This window comes from uncultured Cetobacterium sp., from assembly GCF_947038635.1.
In the GTDB taxonomy this organism is placed as follows: Bacteria; Fusobacteriota; Fusobacteriia; order Fusobacteriales; family Fusobacteriaceae; genus Cetobacterium_A.
Map to the genome: position 1 here is coordinate 1 of NZ_CAMQXC010000039.1, position 16,623 is coordinate 16,623.

The 16,623-nt window shown below is 30.0% G+C and carries 18 protein-coding genes and 1 pseudogene; 13 read left to right on the plus strand and 6 right to left on the minus strand.

Features of this window, described 5'->3' with window-relative positions; genetic code table 11:
• The 6 genes and pseudogenes from Q0V08_RS05505 to hrcA form a co-directional block, all read right to left on the minus strand.
• Nucleotides 1-463, minus strand: a pseudogene (locus Q0V08_RS05505) (AMIN domain-containing protein); the annotation flags it as partial.
• 73 nt (nucleotides 464-536) lie between these two features.
• The gene (gene yajC / locus Q0V08_RS05510) at nucleotides 537-809 is read right to left on the minus strand and encodes a preprotein translocase subunit YajC (RefSeq protein WP_023050257.1); all 273 of its coding nucleotides are present in this window, start codon (nucleotides 807-809) and stop codon (nucleotides 537-539) included.
• Nucleotides 810-882: 73 nt separating this feature from the next.
• Complete coding sequence (dnaJ, locus tag Q0V08_RS05515; RefSeq protein WP_297432810.1) at nucleotides 883-2,055, minus strand: molecular chaperone DnaJ; 1,173 nt, start codon at nucleotides 2,053-2,055, stop codon at nucleotides 883-885.
• An 80-nt stretch (nucleotides 2,056-2,135) separates the two neighbouring features.
• Nucleotides 2,136-3,947, minus strand: coding sequence for a molecular chaperone DnaK (gene dnaK, locus Q0V08_RS05520; protein ID WP_297432812.1), 1,812 nt, complete (start codon nucleotides 3,945-3,947; stop codon nucleotides 2,136-2,138).
• Nucleotides 3,948-3,983: 36 nt separating this feature from the next.
• The gene (grpE, locus tag Q0V08_RS05525; protein ID WP_297432814.1) at nucleotides 3,984-4,526 is read right to left on the minus strand and encodes a nucleotide exchange factor GrpE; all 543 of its coding nucleotides are present in this window, start codon (nucleotides 4,524-4,526) and stop codon (nucleotides 3,984-3,986) included.
• Entirely contained in the window at nucleotides 4,516-5,511 is a 996-nt protein-coding gene (gene hrcA / locus Q0V08_RS05530) for a heat-inducible transcriptional repressor HrcA (protein WP_240218960.1), read from the minus strand. The genes grpE and hrcA overlap by 11 nt, the downstream gene beginning before the upstream one ends.
• Nucleotides 5,512-5,721: 210 nt before the next feature.
• Between hrcA and ptsP the strand changes: the two genes are divergently transcribed.
• The 13 genes from ptsP (at nucleotide 5,722) to Q0V08_RS05595 (ending at nucleotide 16,463) form a co-directional block, all read left to right on the plus strand.
• Nucleotides 5,722-7,473 (plus strand): phosphoenolpyruvate--protein phosphotransferase, encoded by a 1,752-nt coding sequence (ptsP, locus tag Q0V08_RS05535; RefSeq protein WP_297432821.1) that lies wholly within the window; start codon nucleotides 5,722-5,724, stop codon nucleotides 7,471-7,473.
• Between the two features lie 2 nt (nucleotides 7,474-7,475).
• On the plus strand, nucleotides 7,476-7,745 hold the full coding sequence (locus Q0V08_RS05540) for an HPr family phosphocarrier protein (protein WP_297432823.1): 270 nt from the start codon (nucleotides 7,476-7,478) through the stop codon (nucleotides 7,743-7,745).
• Between the two features lie 8 nt (nucleotides 7,746-7,753).
• Nucleotides 7,754-8,620, plus strand: a complete 867-nt coding sequence (gene ispH / locus Q0V08_RS05545) for a 4-hydroxy-3-methylbut-2-enyl diphosphate reductase (protein WP_297432825.1) — start codon at nucleotides 7,754-7,756, stop codon at nucleotides 8,618-8,620.
• Entirely contained in the window at nucleotides 8,613-10,235 is a 1,623-nt protein-coding gene (locus tag Q0V08_RS05550) for a S1 RNA-binding domain-containing protein (protein ID WP_297432827.1), read from the plus strand. Before ispH ends, Q0V08_RS05550 begins: the two co-directional genes overlap by 8 nt.
• Nucleotides 10,236-10,495: 260 nt before the next feature.
• Nucleotides 10,496-11,008 carry a translation initiation factor IF-3 gene (gene infC / locus Q0V08_RS05555; protein WP_240218956.1) on the plus strand — a complete coding sequence of 171 codons (513 nt, stop codon included), beginning with the start codon at nucleotides 10,496-10,498 and terminating at the stop codon, nucleotides 11,006-11,008.
• 27 nt (nucleotides 11,009-11,035) lie between these two features.
• On the plus strand, nucleotides 11,036-11,242 hold the full coding sequence (rpmI, locus tag Q0V08_RS05560) for a 50S ribosomal protein L35 (protein WP_023050247.1): 207 nt from the start codon (nucleotides 11,036-11,038) through the stop codon (nucleotides 11,240-11,242).
• A 51-nt stretch (nucleotides 11,243-11,293) separates the two neighbouring features.
• On the plus strand, nucleotides 11,294-11,644 hold the full coding sequence (gene rplT, locus Q0V08_RS05565; RefSeq protein ID WP_023050246.1) for a 50S ribosomal protein L20: 351 nt from the start codon (nucleotides 11,294-11,296) through the stop codon (nucleotides 11,642-11,644).
• A 115-nt stretch (nucleotides 11,645-11,759) separates the two neighbouring features.
• Nucleotides 11,760-12,314, plus strand: a complete 555-nt coding sequence (locus Q0V08_RS05570; RefSeq protein WP_023050245.1) for a tetratricopeptide repeat protein — start codon at nucleotides 11,760-11,762, stop codon at nucleotides 12,312-12,314.
• 72 nt (nucleotides 12,315-12,386) lie between these two features.
• Entirely contained in the window at nucleotides 12,387-12,908 is a 522-nt protein-coding gene (locus Q0V08_RS05575) for a DnaJ domain-containing protein (protein ID WP_297432829.1), read from the plus strand.
• 76 nt (nucleotides 12,909-12,984) lie between these two features.
• Nucleotides 12,985-14,331, plus strand: coding sequence for a bifunctional UDP-N-acetylglucosamine diphosphorylase/glucosamine-1-phosphate N-acetyltransferase GlmU (gene glmU, locus Q0V08_RS05580; RefSeq protein WP_297432832.1), 1,347 nt, complete (start codon nucleotides 12,985-12,987; stop codon nucleotides 14,329-14,331).
• A gap of 5 nt (nucleotides 14,332-14,336) precedes the next feature.
• Nucleotides 14,337-15,287 carry a ribose-phosphate pyrophosphokinase gene (locus Q0V08_RS05585; RefSeq protein ID WP_297432834.1) on the plus strand — a complete coding sequence of 317 codons (951 nt, stop codon included), beginning with the start codon at nucleotides 14,337-14,339 and terminating at the stop codon, nucleotides 15,285-15,287.
• A 92-nt stretch (nucleotides 15,288-15,379) separates the two neighbouring features.
• Entirely contained in the window at nucleotides 15,380-16,015 is a 636-nt protein-coding gene (locus Q0V08_RS05590) for an L-threonylcarbamoyladenylate synthase (RefSeq protein WP_297432836.1), read from the plus strand.
• 16 nt (nucleotides 16,016-16,031) lie between these two features.
• Entirely contained in the window at nucleotides 16,032-16,463 is a 432-nt protein-coding gene (locus tag Q0V08_RS05595; protein WP_040406845.1) for a hypothetical protein, read from the plus strand.
• The last annotated feature ends 160 nt before the right edge of the window (nucleotides 16,464-16,623 follow it).

Sequence of the window (16,623 nt, forward strand, 5' to 3'; positions counted from 1 at the left end):
CTTTTTCTTTATACTTATTAAATCCAATTGCTCCTGGATCTTTTCCACCATGTCCTGCATCAATAGCTACAGTAAACTCTTTCTTAGAAGAATTAGTAGCTTTTAGATCAATAACAATTCTATGTGGATTAGATAAAGAGTAAACTCTATGTCCTGATCCCTTTTTTAATTTTATAAAAAATCCAACATTTGAACCATAGTCAATCATATCTATTTTTTCAATATTTTTACCAGAAAGACTTGAACTATTTAGTTTTGTTCCCATCTTAACTTTTTCAATTTCAAGAAAAATTAATCGATTATATTCATCATAACTAGAATTATATTTAGGTTTAACAGTACCGGAAATATCAAAGACTAATTGTGGAGGATTATTATTAAGCCTAACTCTTTTTATTGTACTATTAGCAAATACAGTTAATGAAAACAAACAAAAAATAAAAAATATAAGGTATTTTTTCATAAATTTCTCCATTGATTTAGAATAATAAAATAGGATGGAAAAGTATACCAATTCCATCCTTTTGTAAATATTTTTATTTTAAAACTCTTGAAATAGAATTCTTAAGCACTTGGATGTTAACACCTTTATCAACTCTAATAGTTAAGAACTCAGGGCCGATACTAGATATAGTACCTTTGATACCACCGTTAGTAACAACTTCAGCTCCCTCTTTTAACGAGTCTAACATTTCTTGATGTTTCTTTTGCTTCTTTTTGTTTGGTAAAATAAGTAGAAAATAGAATACAGCCGCCCAAATAGCAAAAGTAAGTATCATTCCACCATATTTAGCAAATAATTCGTTCATCTTATAGCCCCCTTAGATAATATAATTTTTCTAAGACAAGTATACCACAAGGTGGTATACTTTTCAATAATTTTTAAGCGAAGAAATCTTTTAGTTTATCAAAGAAGTTTTTATTATCTTTATGATTCTTATCTTTTAGACTTTCATCAAATTTCTTTAAAAGCTCTTGTTGATCAGCGTTTAAATTAACAGGAACTTCAATTTTAATTCTAACAATTTGATCTCCAGTATAAGGGCTTCTAGGATTTTTGATTCCTTCTCCTTTTAACCTGAACATTTTGTCATTTTGAGTTCCAGCAGGAATCTTAATTGTTTTCTTACCGTTTAATGTTGGAATTTCAATATCTCCTCCAAGAGCTGCTTGAGCAAAGGTAATTGGTACATTGCAAATTATATCTTCACCATTTCTTTCGAAGAATGGATGGTGTTTAACAGAGATATAAACATATAAGTCTCCATTAGGTCCACCTTCTGTACTCGCATTACCCATTCCAGAAAGTCTAAGTTTTTGCCCATCATCAATACCAGCAGGAATCTTAATTGTTTTTTCAACAGTTTCTGTATCAATTCCAGTACCATGACATTTTTTACATTTTTTTTCAGGAACTTCACCTTTACCGTGACAAGCATCACATTCTTGTGTTGTTTGGAAATTTCCAAAAACAGTTCTTTGAGTAACATTTATAGTTCCAGTACCATTACATTTAGAACATTTACTCATTTTAGAACCCTCTTGAGCTCCAGTCCCGTGACAAGTTCCACAAGTTCCAGTTCTTTTATATTTTAATGTTTTTTCTACACCTTTTGCTGCTTCTTCTAAAGTTAGTTCAAGATTATATCTTAAATCTTCACCAGGTTCTGGACCTCTTTGACGAGAACCGCCGAATCCACCAAAACCACCGAATCCACCACTTCCACCAAAAAATGATCCAAAAATATCTCCTAAATCTTCAAATCCGCCGCCGAATCCACCACCGAATCCACCAGCACCAGCACCGCCACCATTTTCAAAAGCAGCGTGACCAAATCTATCATATTGAGCTCTTTTATTTTCATCTGAAAGAACTTGGTATGCTTCGTTAACCTCTTTAAATTTGTCCTCAGCCTCTTTTTTTTCAGTATCACTAGCACCACTAAATTTATCTGGGTGATACTTCATAGCAGCTTTTCTATATGCTTTTTTTATTTCAGTATCAGATGCCCCCTTAGCAACCCCTAAAACTTCATAAAAGTCTCTTTTAGCCATTTACAAAAATCCTCCATTTCTTAAAATAAGGGATAGAGTCATCTCTATCCCTTAAGTAAAGTATATATTAATTACTAATATTAGTCAACTATCTCAGCGTCAGCAACATCATCAGTTCCGTTGTTTTCTGGAGCAGCTCCACCTTGTTGTTTAGCTTGAGCGTCTTTGTAGATTTCTTCAGCTAATTTGTGAGCAGCTTGAGATAATTTTTCAATTGCAGCATCTATAGCCTCTTTATCTTCTCCATCTTTTACTGACTTAAGTTCTTCGATAGCAGCTTCAATAGCTTTCTTCTCGTCCTCAGTAACTTTTTCAGCATAATCTTTTACAGATTTTTCAGTAGAAGCAATTAACATATCAGCTTTATTTCTTGTTTCAACTAATTCTTTGAATTTTTTATCTTCAGCTTCATTAGCTTCAGCATCTTTTTTCATTCTTTCAATTTCATCAGATGAAAGATTAGTTGAACCAGAGATAGTTACAGTACTTTCTTTTCCAGTTCCTAAATCTTTTGCAGAAACATGAACGATTCCGTTAGCATCAATATCAAATGTAACTTCGATTTGAGGTACTCCTCTTGGAGCAGCAGGAATTCCTTCTAAGTTGAATTCTCCTAATTTGTGGTTATCAGCAGCTTTTGCTCTTTCACCTTGTAATACATTTATTGTAACAGCTGGTTGGTTATCAACAGCAGTTGAGAATACTTGTGATTTCTTAACAGGAATTGTAGTATTTCTTTCGATAATTTTTGTAAATACTCCACCTAAAGTTTCAATTCCTAAAGATAATGGAGTAACATCAAGAAGTAATACATCTTTAACATCTCCCATTAATACTCCACCTTGAATAGCAGCTCCTTCAGCAACAACCTCATCTGGGTTTATACCTTTGTTAGGTTTTTTACCAAAGTAAGATTCAACCCACTCTTGAACAGCAGGAATTCTTGTAGAACCTCCAACTAATAAGATTTCATCGATATCTGAAGGATTTAATCCAGCAGCTTTTAATGCATCTTTTGTAGGTACTTGAGTAGCCTCAACTAAATCTCTAGTTAAATCATTGAACTTAGCTCTAGTTAATTTGATATCTAAGTGTTTTGGTCCAGTTGCATCCATTGTTATAAATGGTAGAGAAATATGAGCTTCCATTAATGTAGATAACTCTTTTTTAGCTTTTTCTGCAGCATCTTTAAGTCTTTGGTATGCCATTTTATCATTAGCTAAATCTATTCCACTTTCTTTTTTAAACTCTTCAACTAAATATTTGATAACAGCATCATCAAAGTTATCTCCACCTAAGTGGTTGTTTCCTGAAGTTGATATAACTTCAATAACTCCGTCAGCAATCTCAAGGATAGAAACGTCGAATGTTCCTCCACCAAGGTCAAATACTAAAACTTTCTCTTCTTTTCCAGCTTTTTCAAGTCCGTAAGCTAGTGCAGCAGCAGTAGGCTCATTTATAATTCTTTTAACATCTAATCCAGCTATAACACCAGCATCTTTTGTAGCTTGTCTTTGAGCATCTGTAAAATAAGCAGGAACAGTAATAACTGCTTCAGTAACTTTCTCTCCTAAATAAGCTTCAGCATCAGATTTTAATTTTTTTAATATCATAGCTGAAATCTCTTGTGGTGTATATTGCTTTCCGTGAATATCAACTTTATAATCGCTTCCCATATGTGTTTTGATTGAAAGAATAGTTGATGTAGGATTTGTGATAGCTTGTCTTTTAGCAATCTCTCCAACAATAATTTCACCATTATCTTTGATGCTTACAACAGATGGAGTTGTTCTTGCTCCTTCAGCGTTAGGGATTACAGTAGTTGATCCCCCTTCCATTATTGCAACACATGAGTTAGTAGTTCCTAAGTCAATTCCTATAATTTTTGCCATTTAAAAAACCTCCTAATATATCTGAATTTTTTAATTTTATTTTTTACAAACTTTAACCATTGAGGGTCTAATAACTTTCCCCTTCATTTTATAACCTTTTTGAAACTCTGCTATAATTTCATCATTAGCATAATCTGCTGAATCTTCAACAGAAACAGCCATATGTAAATGAGGATCAAATGTAGCTTTTTCAGTTTCTATAGCTTCAACACCTTCACTAGCAACAGTACTTTTCATTTGAGAAAGTGTTAACTCAACACCTTTTACAAGAGAATCAAAATCTTTTGTTTCAGAAGAAGCAGCGATAGCTCTTTCAAGATTATCAATTATATCTAAAACTTTTACTACTACTTTTTCAGAAGCAAAAGCTTTTAAATCATCAAATTCCTTCTCTTTTCTTTTTGTAAAGTTTTGGAAATCAGCTTGTTTTCTTAAGTAAGAGTTTTTCCAATCTTCAACTTCACCTTTTAACTTTTTAATTTCGTCTTCTTGAGATATAGTCTCTATATTTTCATTTTTATTTTCTGTGTCATTAGTTGTTTCTTCGATTATTTCTTCTTTTATTTCTTTATCTGCCATCACTATCTCCTTCATTACTTATTTCTTTTATAACTTTGTTAACCTCTTTTGTAACATGTTGTATAAGACCCATTGTTTTTGAATAAGACATTCTTTTAGGTCCCATTACACCAATTATACCTGGAGAGTTATCCATATTATAAACGGAATATACAAAGCTATAATCTTCTAATCCTTTTACAGCGAGTTCTTCGCCAAAGATAACATTAACTTCACCCTCTTTAAAAGGTCTAGATTTAATTGCCTCTTCGAAAAGTTCTTTTATTTTTTCTCTTTTAGAAAAAATATCTAAAACATCACTAATTTCATTAACTTGTTTATCTCTAAAGATTTCAGAGGAGTTTTCTAAAAAGAGTTTTCCTTCAACTTCACTATAAACAAAATCAATAATTTTTTCGATTTCGTGAGACTCAACAGAACTATTTCTTATTTCATTATTAATTCGTTGTGATAACTTTAAGAGCTCACTTTGGCTACACACCTCTTCGAAGAAAATCTTTTTAGTTCGAACACTTTTATTTTCCATAACTATAACAGCCATAGCCATATAGTCATCAATATGAACTAGTTCAACTTTTTTTATTTTTTCTTTCTTATGTGTAGGTTCAATAACAATTCCAACATAGTTAGTTAATTTAGATAAAAGCATTGAAGTTTTTTTCAAAACAGAATCCAATTCTCTCATTTTAATATCATAAACAGAATTTATTCGAGCTTGTTCTTCTCTTGAAAGCTTTTCAATTTTTAGAAGTTCTTCTAAGTAAAATTTATAGCCTTTATCTGTGGGTATTCTTCCGGAAGAAGTATGAGTTTTTGAGATAAATCCCATATCCTCTAAATCAGACATTACATTTCTTATCGTTGCAGAGGATAGATCTATATTATATTTTTTAACAAGAGTTCTAGAGCCGATTGTTTCTCCAGAAAGAAGATAAAAATCAATAATGGCACTAAGAACGAGCTTTTCTCTATCGCTGACAACCATAAAATCACCCTTTTTTAACTTTTTATTAGCACTCAACTTGATGGAGTGCTAATCTTGCAATTAATATAATACAAAAAAAAAAAAATGTCAATACTTTTTTTGAAAAAAATTAATTTTTTTTTTAAAGTAATTATAATTAAATAATAGTTTAAAAATGAATAGAAATACGGTATAATTTTTATATCAATTAATGGTCAAGGGGTGAGTAAAATGGGAGTTATTGTAGGTAAAAGTATTTTCCCAGGAATAGTTATAGGTCAACCCTATATAGAAAGAAAGAAAAAGATAGATATTGAAAATTACAAAATTTCTTCTGGAAAAGTTGAAGAGGAAATAGAGCGATTTTTAGAAAGTGTACAAAAAGCTAAAAATGATATAAAGCAAATTAAAAGTAATTTAGAGGGTAAGATAAACAAGGAAGACTTACAAATTTTAACTGTACATATAATGATGTTAGATGATCCTCAATTTATAAGTGATATAAAAAAGGGAATAAAAAAAGAAGAAAATAATGCAGAAGCAGTTGTAAAGAAGGTTTCAAATAAATATATAGAGATGTTTGAAAAAATAGCAGATCCAATTTATAAGCAAAGAGCATTGGATATAAAGGATATAAGTGAAAGAATAATAATGAATCTAACACATGAAGATAATATAGATTCAAATTTAAATGGCAAAATTTTAGTAATTAGAGAGTTATTACCATCAGAGCTTTTGAAAATTTATTATAGTGGAATAAATTTAAATGGAATAATAATGGAGTATATGGGAGAGACATCTCATACTGCAATATTAACAAAAGCATTAGAGATACCAACTCTAATGGGTGGAAATGATATTTTTTCTGTAGATTGGGGAGATGAAATAATTTTAGATACAACATCTATGGAAGGTAAAGTTGTAACTAATCCAGATATAAAAACATTAAACAGATATGATGAAGAAAAAAATAGATATAGAAATAAAATGAAAGAGATAGAGGAATCTATTGATAAAGAAACAGTTACTTTAGATGGAGAAAGAGTTTATTTACATTTGAATATAGGTGGTAGGTTGGATATAACTCAAGTTAGCCGAAAAAGACCTGACGGTATTGGATTGTTGAGGACAGAACTTATATATATGGATGCAGTAGAATTTCCAAATGAGGAGAAGCAAAAAAAAATATATGAAAATATAGCAAGAGAGTTTGAAGAGAGTCAACCGAACAAACCTATAGTTATAAGAACTCTAGATATAGGAGCAGACAAAAAACTATCTTATTATAAAATGGTTGATGAAGAAAATCCTTCATTAGGGTGTAGAGGTATGAGGTTAACTTTAGCAGATAAAAATCTTTTTAAAAATCAGATTAAAGGGATATTAAGAGCTGCAACTCATCATAATATAAAGATGATGTATCCAATGATAACAAATTTGAAAGAAATAATTGAAGCTAAAGATTTAGTAGAAGAGTGTAAAAAAGAACTTTTAATTGAAGGGAAAGAATTTAAAGAGAATATAGAGGTTGGAATGATGGTAGAAGTACCATCAAATGTTATGTTAGCAGATGTTTTTGCTGATTATGTAGATTTCTTTTCTATTGGAACGAATGATTTAACACAATATATACTTGCAACAGATCGTTATAGTCCGATAGCTGAGAAGCTTTATGATTGTTATGATCCGGCAGTGATAAGAGCGATAAATATGGTTTCTAGTGCAGGACTTAGAAAAAATAAAAAAGTTTCAGTATGTGGGGAAATGGCTGGAGAAAGTCAAGCTGTTATAGCCTTACTGAGTTTAGGAATAAGAGATTTAAGTATGGCACCAGCATATATTCCAAAAGTAAGAAATCTAATTAGAAAAATTGAGATGGCAGAATTAAAGGAAATTAAAATAAAACTATTAAAATCTAAAGATTCTCAAGAGATAAAGAATATCCTAAATGAATATTTAGAAATAATTGAAGGGAGAAATTAAAAATGAAAAAAGTGGAAGTAACTATTAAAAATAAGGCTGGATTACATGCAAGACCATCATCGTTATTTGTACAAACAGCAAGTAAATACGATTCAGATATAAATGTAATATTTGATGATGAGATTATAAATGGAAAAAGTATTATGGGATTGATGCTTCTTGCAGCAGAACAAGGAAGAGTATTAACTTTAGAGTGTGATGGAGAAGATGAAGAAGAGATGATAGCTGATTTAATTGATTTAATTGAAGTGAAAAAATTTAATGAGGAGTAAAATAAAAAGTGGAGATAATAAGAGCTGAAAAAATGGGATTTTGTTTCGGTGTAAAAAAAGCTGTTGAAACTTGTTATGAGATATCTAGAAAAAATATATCTAAAAAATATATTCTCGGAATGGTAGTTCACAATAAAGATGTTGTAAAAAAGATGGAGAATATAGGTTTTATAATAGTTGATGAAAAAGATATATTAGAAGGAACAGATCCTTTAAAAAAAGGGGATACAATCGTAATTAGAGCTCATGGAACAACTTCTCAAATTATAAATATATTAGAAAAAAAAGAAGTAAAAATACATGATGCAACATGTATTTTTGTAGATAAAATAAAAGAGATATTAATTGAAAGAGAAAGTCTTGGAGATGAAATAATTTTCATAGGAGATAAAGAACACCCAGAGGTAAAAGGCATTATTTCTTTTGGAAAAAAAGTTAATGTTTTAAAAAATTTAGAAGAATTAAAAGAAAGTTCGTTAGATAGGAGTAAAAGATATTCGGTACTAACTCAGACAACTTTGAATAAAAGTAAATTTTTAGAGATAAAAGAATATTTAGAAAAATACTATTCAAATGCTCAGATATTTGATAGGATATGTGGAGCGACTAGCGAAAGACAAGAGGCTACTAAAAAGTTAGCAAATATTTGCGACATAATAATCGTGATTGGTGATTTAAAAAGCTCAAATAGCAAAAAACTTCTGGAAGTAGCAAAAGCTGAGAATCCCAATAGTTATTTAGTTCAAAATGATGAAGAATTAGATATGTCTATATTTTCTGAAAGTATGAAAATAGGTATAACAGCTGGAGCATCAACACCAGAAGATATAATAAAAAAAATAGAAAATAAAATAAGGGGGAACTTTAATGTCTAACTTTGATTACTACGAAGATTTTGAAGCATTATTAAACGAGTACATGCCAGTAAAAGAGGATGAAGAAATAAAAACTAAAGTGACTGGAACAATTGTAAATATGGATAGAAACTTTACATATTTAGAAGTACCTGGAGAGCCAAAGGCTGTAAGAGTAAGAACAGAAGAGTTAACAGAATATGCTGTAGGAGACGAAGTTGAAGTTCTAATAGTATCGCAAGCTGAAGAGGAGGATTCTTTAGTTTTAATTGGTTCTAAGAAAAGAATCGATATGGAGATTGGAGCTGAAAAATTAGAAAAAGCACTTCAAAATCATGAGATTGTAACTGGAAAAGTTATGAAAAGAGTAAAAGGTGGATATATTGTTGAAGTATATCACCAACAAGGATTCTTACCTAACTCATTATCAGAAATTCCTGCAGATCAAGGAGATTCGTTCATAGGAAAAGAATTACAACTTGCTATTAAAGAGATAAAAGAAGATAAAAAAGGAAAGAAAATTCTTTTATCGAGAAAAGAACTTGTTATTGCAAAAGAATTAGAAGCAATTGATAAATTAACATTAGATGAAGTTGTAAAAGCTACTATTTTAGAAGTATTAGATTTTGGATTGACAGTAAAGTTAGATGAAGCTAGAGGATTTATTCATATTTCAGAAGTAGATTGGAAAAAAACTTCAGATTTACATAAGTTATATAAAGCAGGAGATGTAATTGAAGCAAAAATTATAGAGATTGAAAGAGATAAAAGAAATGTAAAATTATCTATAAAATCTTTAATAAAAAATCCTTGGGATATAGTTGCTGAAAATAATAGTATAGGTCAAGAGGTAACTGGTAAAATAACAAGAATAGTAAATTATGGAGCTTTTGTAGAGTTATTACCAGGAGTTGAAGGGTTAATCCATAGTTCAGATTTCTCTTGGACAAGTAAAAAGGTTAATGTTAATAACTTTGTTAAAGTAGGAGATGAAGTTAAAGTTGTTATTACAGAATTGTCACCTAAAGAGAGAAAATTAAAATTAGGTATAAAGCAATTGAGTTCTAACCCATGGGAAGGTGCTGAAGGTAAATTTGCAGTAGGAACAATTTTAACTGGTACAGTTGTAGAAGTTAAACCATTTGGAATATTTGTGCAAGTTGAAGAGGGAGTAGATGGGTTTATTCATAATTCAGACTTTGCATGGTCAGGAAATAAAAGATATTCTAAGGGAGATAAGGTAGAGTTTAAAGTAGTTGAATTAAACTTAGAAGATCAAAAGATAAAAGGAAGTATTAAGGATTTAACAAAAAGTCCTTGGGAAACAGCTTTAGAAAACTATAAAGTTGGAGATAGAGTAGAGAAAGAGATAAAAAATATTCAAGATTTTGGAATGTTTGTAAAATTAGGAGAGGGAGTAGATGGATTTATTCCAACTCAATTAGCTTCTAGAGATTTCATAAAGAATTTAAAAGATACATTTAAGTTAGGACAAGTTGTTTTAGCTGAGATTGTTGAAATTGATTCTGAAAAGAAAAGAATAAAACTTTCTATAAAAAAAGTTCAATTAGAAAAAGAAAAAAATGAAAATAAAGAGTTAATTGAAAAGTATGGAGTTTCTTCAAGCGAAGAGTAATAAAGTTAAAAGGTCCTCTAAATTATTAGGGGACCTCAATAAAATCAATAAAAAATTCAGTTGACTTTTTGTAAGATTGTGTTATAATTATTAAAGACAATGAAAAAGATTTATTAAGAAGAGACTTCCTGTTTCTCACCTTATGGGGCTAGACCTACATAAAGGTTACATTAAATTTTTGTTTAGGGCGAGCCCTAATAATTATTTGAGTTAAACAGGAATTTTACGTCCTGTTTTTTTTATTTGATAGTTAATAGGAGGTGTCTATTATTTCGGACAAAGTTAGAATTAATGAGAAGATAAGAGGTAGAGAGTTAAGAATTATCTCTGAAACTGGAGAGCAATTAGGAATAATGTCAGCAATGGAAGCACTAGAAATTGCTGTACAAAAGGAATTAGATTTAGTTGAGATATCACCAAATGCTACGCCACCAGTATGTAAAATAATGGATTATGGAAAGTACAAATATGAGCAGACTAGAAAAGCTAAAGATGCTAAAAAGAACCAAAAGCAAGTTATTGTTAAAGAGGTAAAGTTTAGAGCTAGAATAGATCAGCACGATATGGATACAAAAATAGCTCAAGTTAAAAAGTTTTTAGAAAAAGATAACAAAGTAAAAATAACTCTTGTTCAGTATGGAAGAGAAAGAATGTACGCTGATCAAGGAATAGGAATGCTAGATCAGATATCTGATAGATTTGTAGAAATCGCAGATGTTGATAAAAAATATAATGATAAGCAAAAGTATTTAATCTTATCGCCAAAAAAATAGTGAAGATTTGAGAGGAGGAACATTACAATGCCAAAGATGAAAACTCATAGAGGTGCTAAAAAGAGAATTAAAGTTACTGGAACAGGGAAATTTGTTGTTAAAAAGCCAGGAAAGAGCCATATCTTAACAAAGAAAACAAGAAAAAGAAAGAACAGATTAAAGAAGGATACAGTAATCACTTCAACATTAGAGAAGCACTTAAAAGGATTATTACCATACGGAGTAGGAAGATAATAATTCTTAGGAATATTATTGTTAAAGGACCAATTATAGGAGGAGAAGTAAATGAGAGTTAAGACTGGAATAGTTAGAAGAAGAAGACATAAAAAAGTTTTAAAAGCTGCTAAAGGATTTAGAGGTGCGTCAGGTGACGTATTCAAGCAAGCTAAGCAAGCTGTAATGAGAGCAGAAGCTTTCTCTACAAGAGATAGAAAAGTTAGAAAGAGAAAGATGAGACAATTATGGATCATCAGAATCAACGCTGCTGCAAGAATCAACGGATTAACTTACTCAACTTTAATGAATGGATTAAAGAGAGCAGGAATCGAGTTAGATAGAAAAGTTTTAGCAGATATCGCTTTAAACAATGCAGCTGAGTTCGCTAAATTAGCAGAAACTGCAAAAGCAGCATTATAATTATAATTAAAAAGAGCTTAGGCTCTTTTTTTTATTTTAAAAAATCTTAAATAAAAAGGAAAAATATGATATAATTTTCAAGAGAGTAGTTTTAAAAAACCTAAGGGGGATTAAAATGCTAAGAAAAAAAATACTAAAGAGAATAGACGTAAGTAAAGAAGATTTATTAAGTCAAGAGCAAGAGATAAGATTTGAACTATTAACAAAAGCAAATGATATTGATAATTTAAAAAAATTAGGGACAATTCTTTTTTATAAAAGAGACTGTGAAGGTGCTCTAGAAATTTATGAAAAACTTAGAGCTTTAGGAAAAAAAGATAGCGATACAATAGGATTTTTGGGATACTTAAACTATGAATTAGGTAACTATACTAAAAGTATAAAATATTTTAATATGTTTTTAGATAACAAACCAGGCGATGCGTTTGTTTACTTTTTATTAGGAAATGCCTATTCGAGAGCAGGAAAAATAGTAGAAGCAATAAATAGTTATGATTTTGCTATATTTTTGGATTTAGATATATACAGTGCTCATTTAGATTTTGCTAAAGAGTATGAATTTTTGGGAAGATATAAAAAAGCTTTAAATGAATATATAGCAGCTTATGAAATCGATCCAAGAGATAAGGATATAAAAGAAAAAATTAAATATTTAAGAGAAAAAATTTAGGTTAGTTCAAAATAGGGGATAGAAAATCTATTCCCTTATTTTATAATACAGTTAAGAATCAAGGAGAAAATAATGATATCAATAGCATTAGTTTTAACAGTAGCTATTTTTTTAATAATAGCGCTACTATTTGGTATGAATAGAGCTATAGCAGCTTTACCAGCACTTTTTTTTATAATGTTACTAATTTCTTTTTTTGGATTTATAGTAGTACAGTTTTTTCCAATTATTCTAATATTTTTAGTTATTAGATACTTTATGAATAAAAAAAATCCAAAAAGAGGAAACTTTTACTATAAAACATATACTCAAAAAGATTTTGAAGATATGTTTAGAAACCAAGGAAACCAATATGGAGGAAATTATCAAGGCAGTTATCAAAATAATCCATTTGGGACTTTCGAAGATAAAAGTAAATATTATAAAATCTTAGGAGTTCAAGAGGGTGTAACTCCTGAAGAATTAAAAAAAGCATATAGAGAATTAGCTAAAAAGCATCATCCAGATAGATATGCAAATGCTGAACCAGAAATAAGAGAGATGCACGAAAAAAAGTTTAAAGAGATAAATGAAGCTTATGAAAAGCTTCAATAAAATTATAATTAAATTATTTTGCAAAAATGTTAAATCTTATGGTACAATGTAAAAGTTGAATAAAATGGAGGGTATGATGAGTTTAAAGACACTAATTTTAGCAGCTGGAAAAGGGACAAGAATGAAGTCAGAGCTGCCAAAAGTTTTACATAAAGTTTGTGGAGTACCAATGGTACAAAAAATTGTAGATACATGTAGTAAAATTGGTTCAACTGAAAATATATTAATATTAGGGCATAAAAAAGAAGAAGTGTTAAAAGTACTTCCAAATATTGAATATGTAGTTCAAGAGGAGCAATTAGGGACTGGACATGCTGTTATTCAAGCAAAAGATAAGCTTGAAAATTTTGAAGGAACAGTGATGATATTATGTGGAGATACTCCTTTATTGAGAGAGGAAACTTTAAAGAAGCTATACGACTACCATAAAAATTCTAAAGCTACAACAACAATATTAACATCTATTTATGAAAATCCATTTGGATATGGAAGAATTGTAAAAGAAGCTGGAAGAGTTGTAGGAATTGTTGAGGAAAAAGAAGCAACAAATGAAATAAAAGCTATAAAAGAGGTAAATGCAGGTGTTTATTGCTTTGAAGCTCAAGAGTTATTGTCAGCGTTAAAAAGAATTGACAATAAAAATGAAAAAGGCGAGTATTATTTAACAGATGTTATTGGAATAAATGTTAAAGATAATAAGAAAGTTGAAGCTTTTTTATTAGAAGATAATGATGAAATATTAGGAATAAATTCTAAAATTGAATTGGAAAAAGCCAACTCAATAATGAGAGATAGAATAAATACAGCTCATATGGAAAACGGTGTTATTTTTATTGATAAAAATAATACTTATATAGAAGAAAGTGTAGAAATTGGACAAGATACGGTAGTATATCCAGGTGTTCTACTACAAGGTAGCACTAAGATTGGAAAAAATTGTGAAATTTTAGGAAATACAAGAGTTGTTGATTGCCAAATAGGTGATGAAGTAAGAGTTGAAAGCTCTGTATTAGAGGATAGTATTGTTGAGGCTAAAGTAACAATAGGTCCATTTGCACATTTAAGACCTAAATCACATTTAAAAGAAGAAGTTCACATAGGAAACTTTGTGGAAGTAAAAAAATCAGTATTAGAAAAAGGTGTTAAAGCAGGGCATTTAACATATTTAGGGGATGCTACAGTAGGAGAAAAAACTAACATAGGCGCAGGAACAATAACTTGTAATTATGATGGTAAAAATAAATTCAAAACCACAATTGGAAAAAATGCTTTTATAGGAAGTGATACGATGTTGGTGGCTCCTATTACTATAGGAGAAAATGCATTAGTTGGAGCGGGATCAGTAATAACTAAAGATGTACCCGAAAATGCGTTGGCAGTATCAAGAAGTAAACAAGTTATAAAATTTGATTGGAGGAAATAGAAAAAATGGAAAGACCTGGGGTAAAAATTTTTGCCGGAACATCAAATATGGAGTTAGCTAAAAAAATAGCTGAGAAATATGGAACTTCAATAGGAGATGTTGAAATTGTTAGATTTAAAGATGGAGAGGTTTACGTTTGTGTGGGAGAGACAGTAAGAGGTAGAGATATATTTATTGTTCAATCTACATCTGAACCTGTAAATGAAAACATAATGGAGTTATTAATATTTATTGATGCATTAAAGAGAGCTTCAGCAAAGTCAATAAACGTTATCATTCCTTATTATGGTTATGCTAGACAAGATAGAAAATCAAGACCAAGAGAGCCAATCACATCGAAATTAGTGGCAAATTTATTAACAACAGCAGGAGCTACAAGAATTGTAACTATGGATTTACATGCTGATCAGATTCAAGGATTCTTCGATATTCCAGTGGATCATATGCAAGCTTTACCATTATTAGCAAAGTCATTTATAGCTAGAGGAATGTCAGGAGACAAAGTTGTTGTTGTATCACCAGACATTGGTGGAGTAAAAAGAGCTAGAAAATTAGCTGAATGGTTAGATTGTAAAATAGCAATTATTGATAAAAGAAGACCGAAACCAAATATGTCAGAAGTTATGAACTTAATTGGAGAAGTTGAAGGAAAAATCGCAATATTTATAGATGATATGATTGATACTGCTGGAACAATAACAAATGGAGCAGAAGCTATCATGGCAAGAGGAGCTGTTGAAGCTTATGCATGTTGTACACATGGGGTATTTTCAGACCCAGCTATTGAGAGATTACAAGCTTCTTGCTTAAAAGAAGTAATAATAACAGATTCAATAGCATTGCCAGAATCTAAAAAGATTGATAAAATAAAAGTAGTTTCTGTTGATGAAATTCTTGCAGAAGCTGTTAGAAGAATTGTAAATAACGAGTCAGTATCTGAGTTATTTGAAAAGTAAAAGCATATAGAAAAGCTAGTATTCTACTAGCTTTTTTTTTTTTAATATGTTAGAATTATTTATATAGATAAAGGTGAGGAAAAGGATTAATTATGAAAAGAATTGTGTTTAAAGAAAACAATATTGATTTAGAAGTTATAAAAAACGAATTAAATAATGATGGAATAATAATTTATCCGACAGATACAGTATACGGAGTAGGTGCAAGTATCGACTCGCTAAAGGGCCTACAAAAAATTTATGAGGCAAAAGAGAGAAATTTTAGTTCTCCATTAATAGCACTTCTTAGTAAAGTAGAATATATTGAAAAAATTGCAATTATTGATGAGGAAAAAAAAATAATTATAGAAAAGTTAGCAAGTGAGTTTTGGCCCGGTGCTTTGACAATTATTTTAAATAAGAAAGAAAATGTTCCAGATATAATGGTTTCTAATGGAGAAACAGTGGGAGTTAGAATACCAGATTTAAAGTTAGCTCAAGATATAATTGAAAGTGTTGGTGGAATTTTACCAACAACAAGTGCTAATATTTCAGGAGAAAAAACGCCTAGAAGTTATGAAGAGTTAAGTGAAAAGTTTAAAGAAAGAGTAGAGGTTATAGTCGATGGAGGAAAATCTCCTTTAGGTGTAGAGTCGACGATATTAGATTTAACAAAAACGCTTCCAAAAATTCTTAGAGAGGGAGCTATAAAAAAAGAAACAATAGAGAAAGTTATTGGAAAAATATAAAATTTTGGAGGAAAAAATGAAGGCACAAAAGGTAAACGCAAATAACATGAATCCTATGCAAATGAATGCTATGTCATCGATGATGGGTATGATGAATTCAATTCAAAAAATTGGTAAAGGAAAGAGAAAATATTCAGTATCTTTAGATAAAGGAACAAAAAAGTTTTTATCTAAATTTATAGAAGAGATAAAAAAACAATTTGCAGTAAATAGTGGAATGCAAAATGTTGGTCAGTTTTTAGATTATGTAAAGTCAGTGGCAGATTCAAAAGATAAAATGGAATTAAAATTATCTTATGAAGAACAAGAGTTCTTAACAAAAATGGTAGCAGATGCAGTTAGAGGAATGGAAACTGTACAGTTTAAATGGTATCAGCTTATAAAAAAATCGATGACAAAAGTTATGATAAAACAATATAGAGAATTACTAGCTCAATTAAAAAAATAAAAAATATATAAAACTAGAAGTAGAGAATTATTCTACTTCTTTTTTTTAAAAAAAATGTTGACATTTTTTATACGATAGGGTATAATTATAAATGTCTGAAGGGATGCCGCTTTAGCTCATCTGGTAGAGCAACTGACTTGTAATCAGTAGGTGATTGGTT

Bases quoted from the DNA above. Each gene is read 5' to 3' on its own strand.
- yajC (WP_023050257.1), bottom strand. From the start codon at position 809: ATGAACGAATTATTTGCTAAATATGGTGGAATGATACTTACTTTTGCT.
- dnaJ (WP_297432810.1), bottom strand. From the start codon at position 2,055: ATGGCTAAAAGAGACTTTTATGAAGTTTTAGGGGTTGCTAAGGGGGCA.
- dnaK (WP_297432812.1), bottom strand. From the start codon at position 3,947: ATGGCAAAAATTATAGGAATTGACTTAGGAACTACTAACTCATGTGTT.
- grpE (WP_297432814.1), bottom strand. From the start codon at position 4,526: ATGGCAGATAAAGAAATAAAAGAAGAAATAATCGAAGAAACAACTAAT.
- hrcA (WP_240218960.1), bottom strand. From the start codon at position 5,511: ATGGTTGTCAGCGATAGAGAAAAGCTCGTTCTTAGTGCCATTATTGAT.
- ptsP (WP_297432821.1), top strand. From the start codon at position 5,722: ATGGGAGTTATTGTAGGTAAAAGTATTTTCCCAGGAATAGTTATAGGT.
- Q0V08_RS05540 (WP_297432823.1), top strand. From the start codon at position 7,476: ATGAAAAAAGTGGAAGTAACTATTAAAAATAAGGCTGGATTACATGCA.
- Q0V08_RS05550 (WP_297432827.1), top strand. From the start codon at position 8,613: ATGTCTAACTTTGATTACTACGAAGATTTTGAAGCATTATTAAACGAG.
- rpmI (WP_023050247.1), top strand. From the start codon at position 11,036: ATGCCAAAGATGAAAACTCATAGAGGTGCTAAAAAGAGAATTAAAGTT.
- rplT (WP_023050246.1), top strand. From the start codon at position 11,294: ATGAGAGTTAAGACTGGAATAGTTAGAAGAAGAAGACATAAAAAAGTT.
- Q0V08_RS05570 (WP_023050245.1), top strand. From the start codon at position 11,760: ATGCTAAGAAAAAAAATACTAAAGAGAATAGACGTAAGTAAAGAAGAT.
- Q0V08_RS05575 (WP_297432829.1), top strand. From the start codon at position 12,387: ATGATATCAATAGCATTAGTTTTAACAGTAGCTATTTTTTTAATAATA.
- glmU (WP_297432832.1), top strand. From the start codon at position 12,985: ATGAGTTTAAAGACACTAATTTTAGCAGCTGGAAAAGGGACAAGAATG.
- Q0V08_RS05585 (WP_297432834.1), top strand. From the start codon at position 14,337: ATGGAAAGACCTGGGGTAAAAATTTTTGCCGGAACATCAAATATGGAG.
- Q0V08_RS05590 (WP_297432836.1), top strand. From the start codon at position 15,380: ATGAAAAGAATTGTGTTTAAAGAAAACAATATTGATTTAGAAGTTATA.
- Q0V08_RS05595 (WP_040406845.1), top strand. From the start codon at position 16,032: ATGAAGGCACAAAAGGTAAACGCAAATAACATGAATCCTATGCAAATG.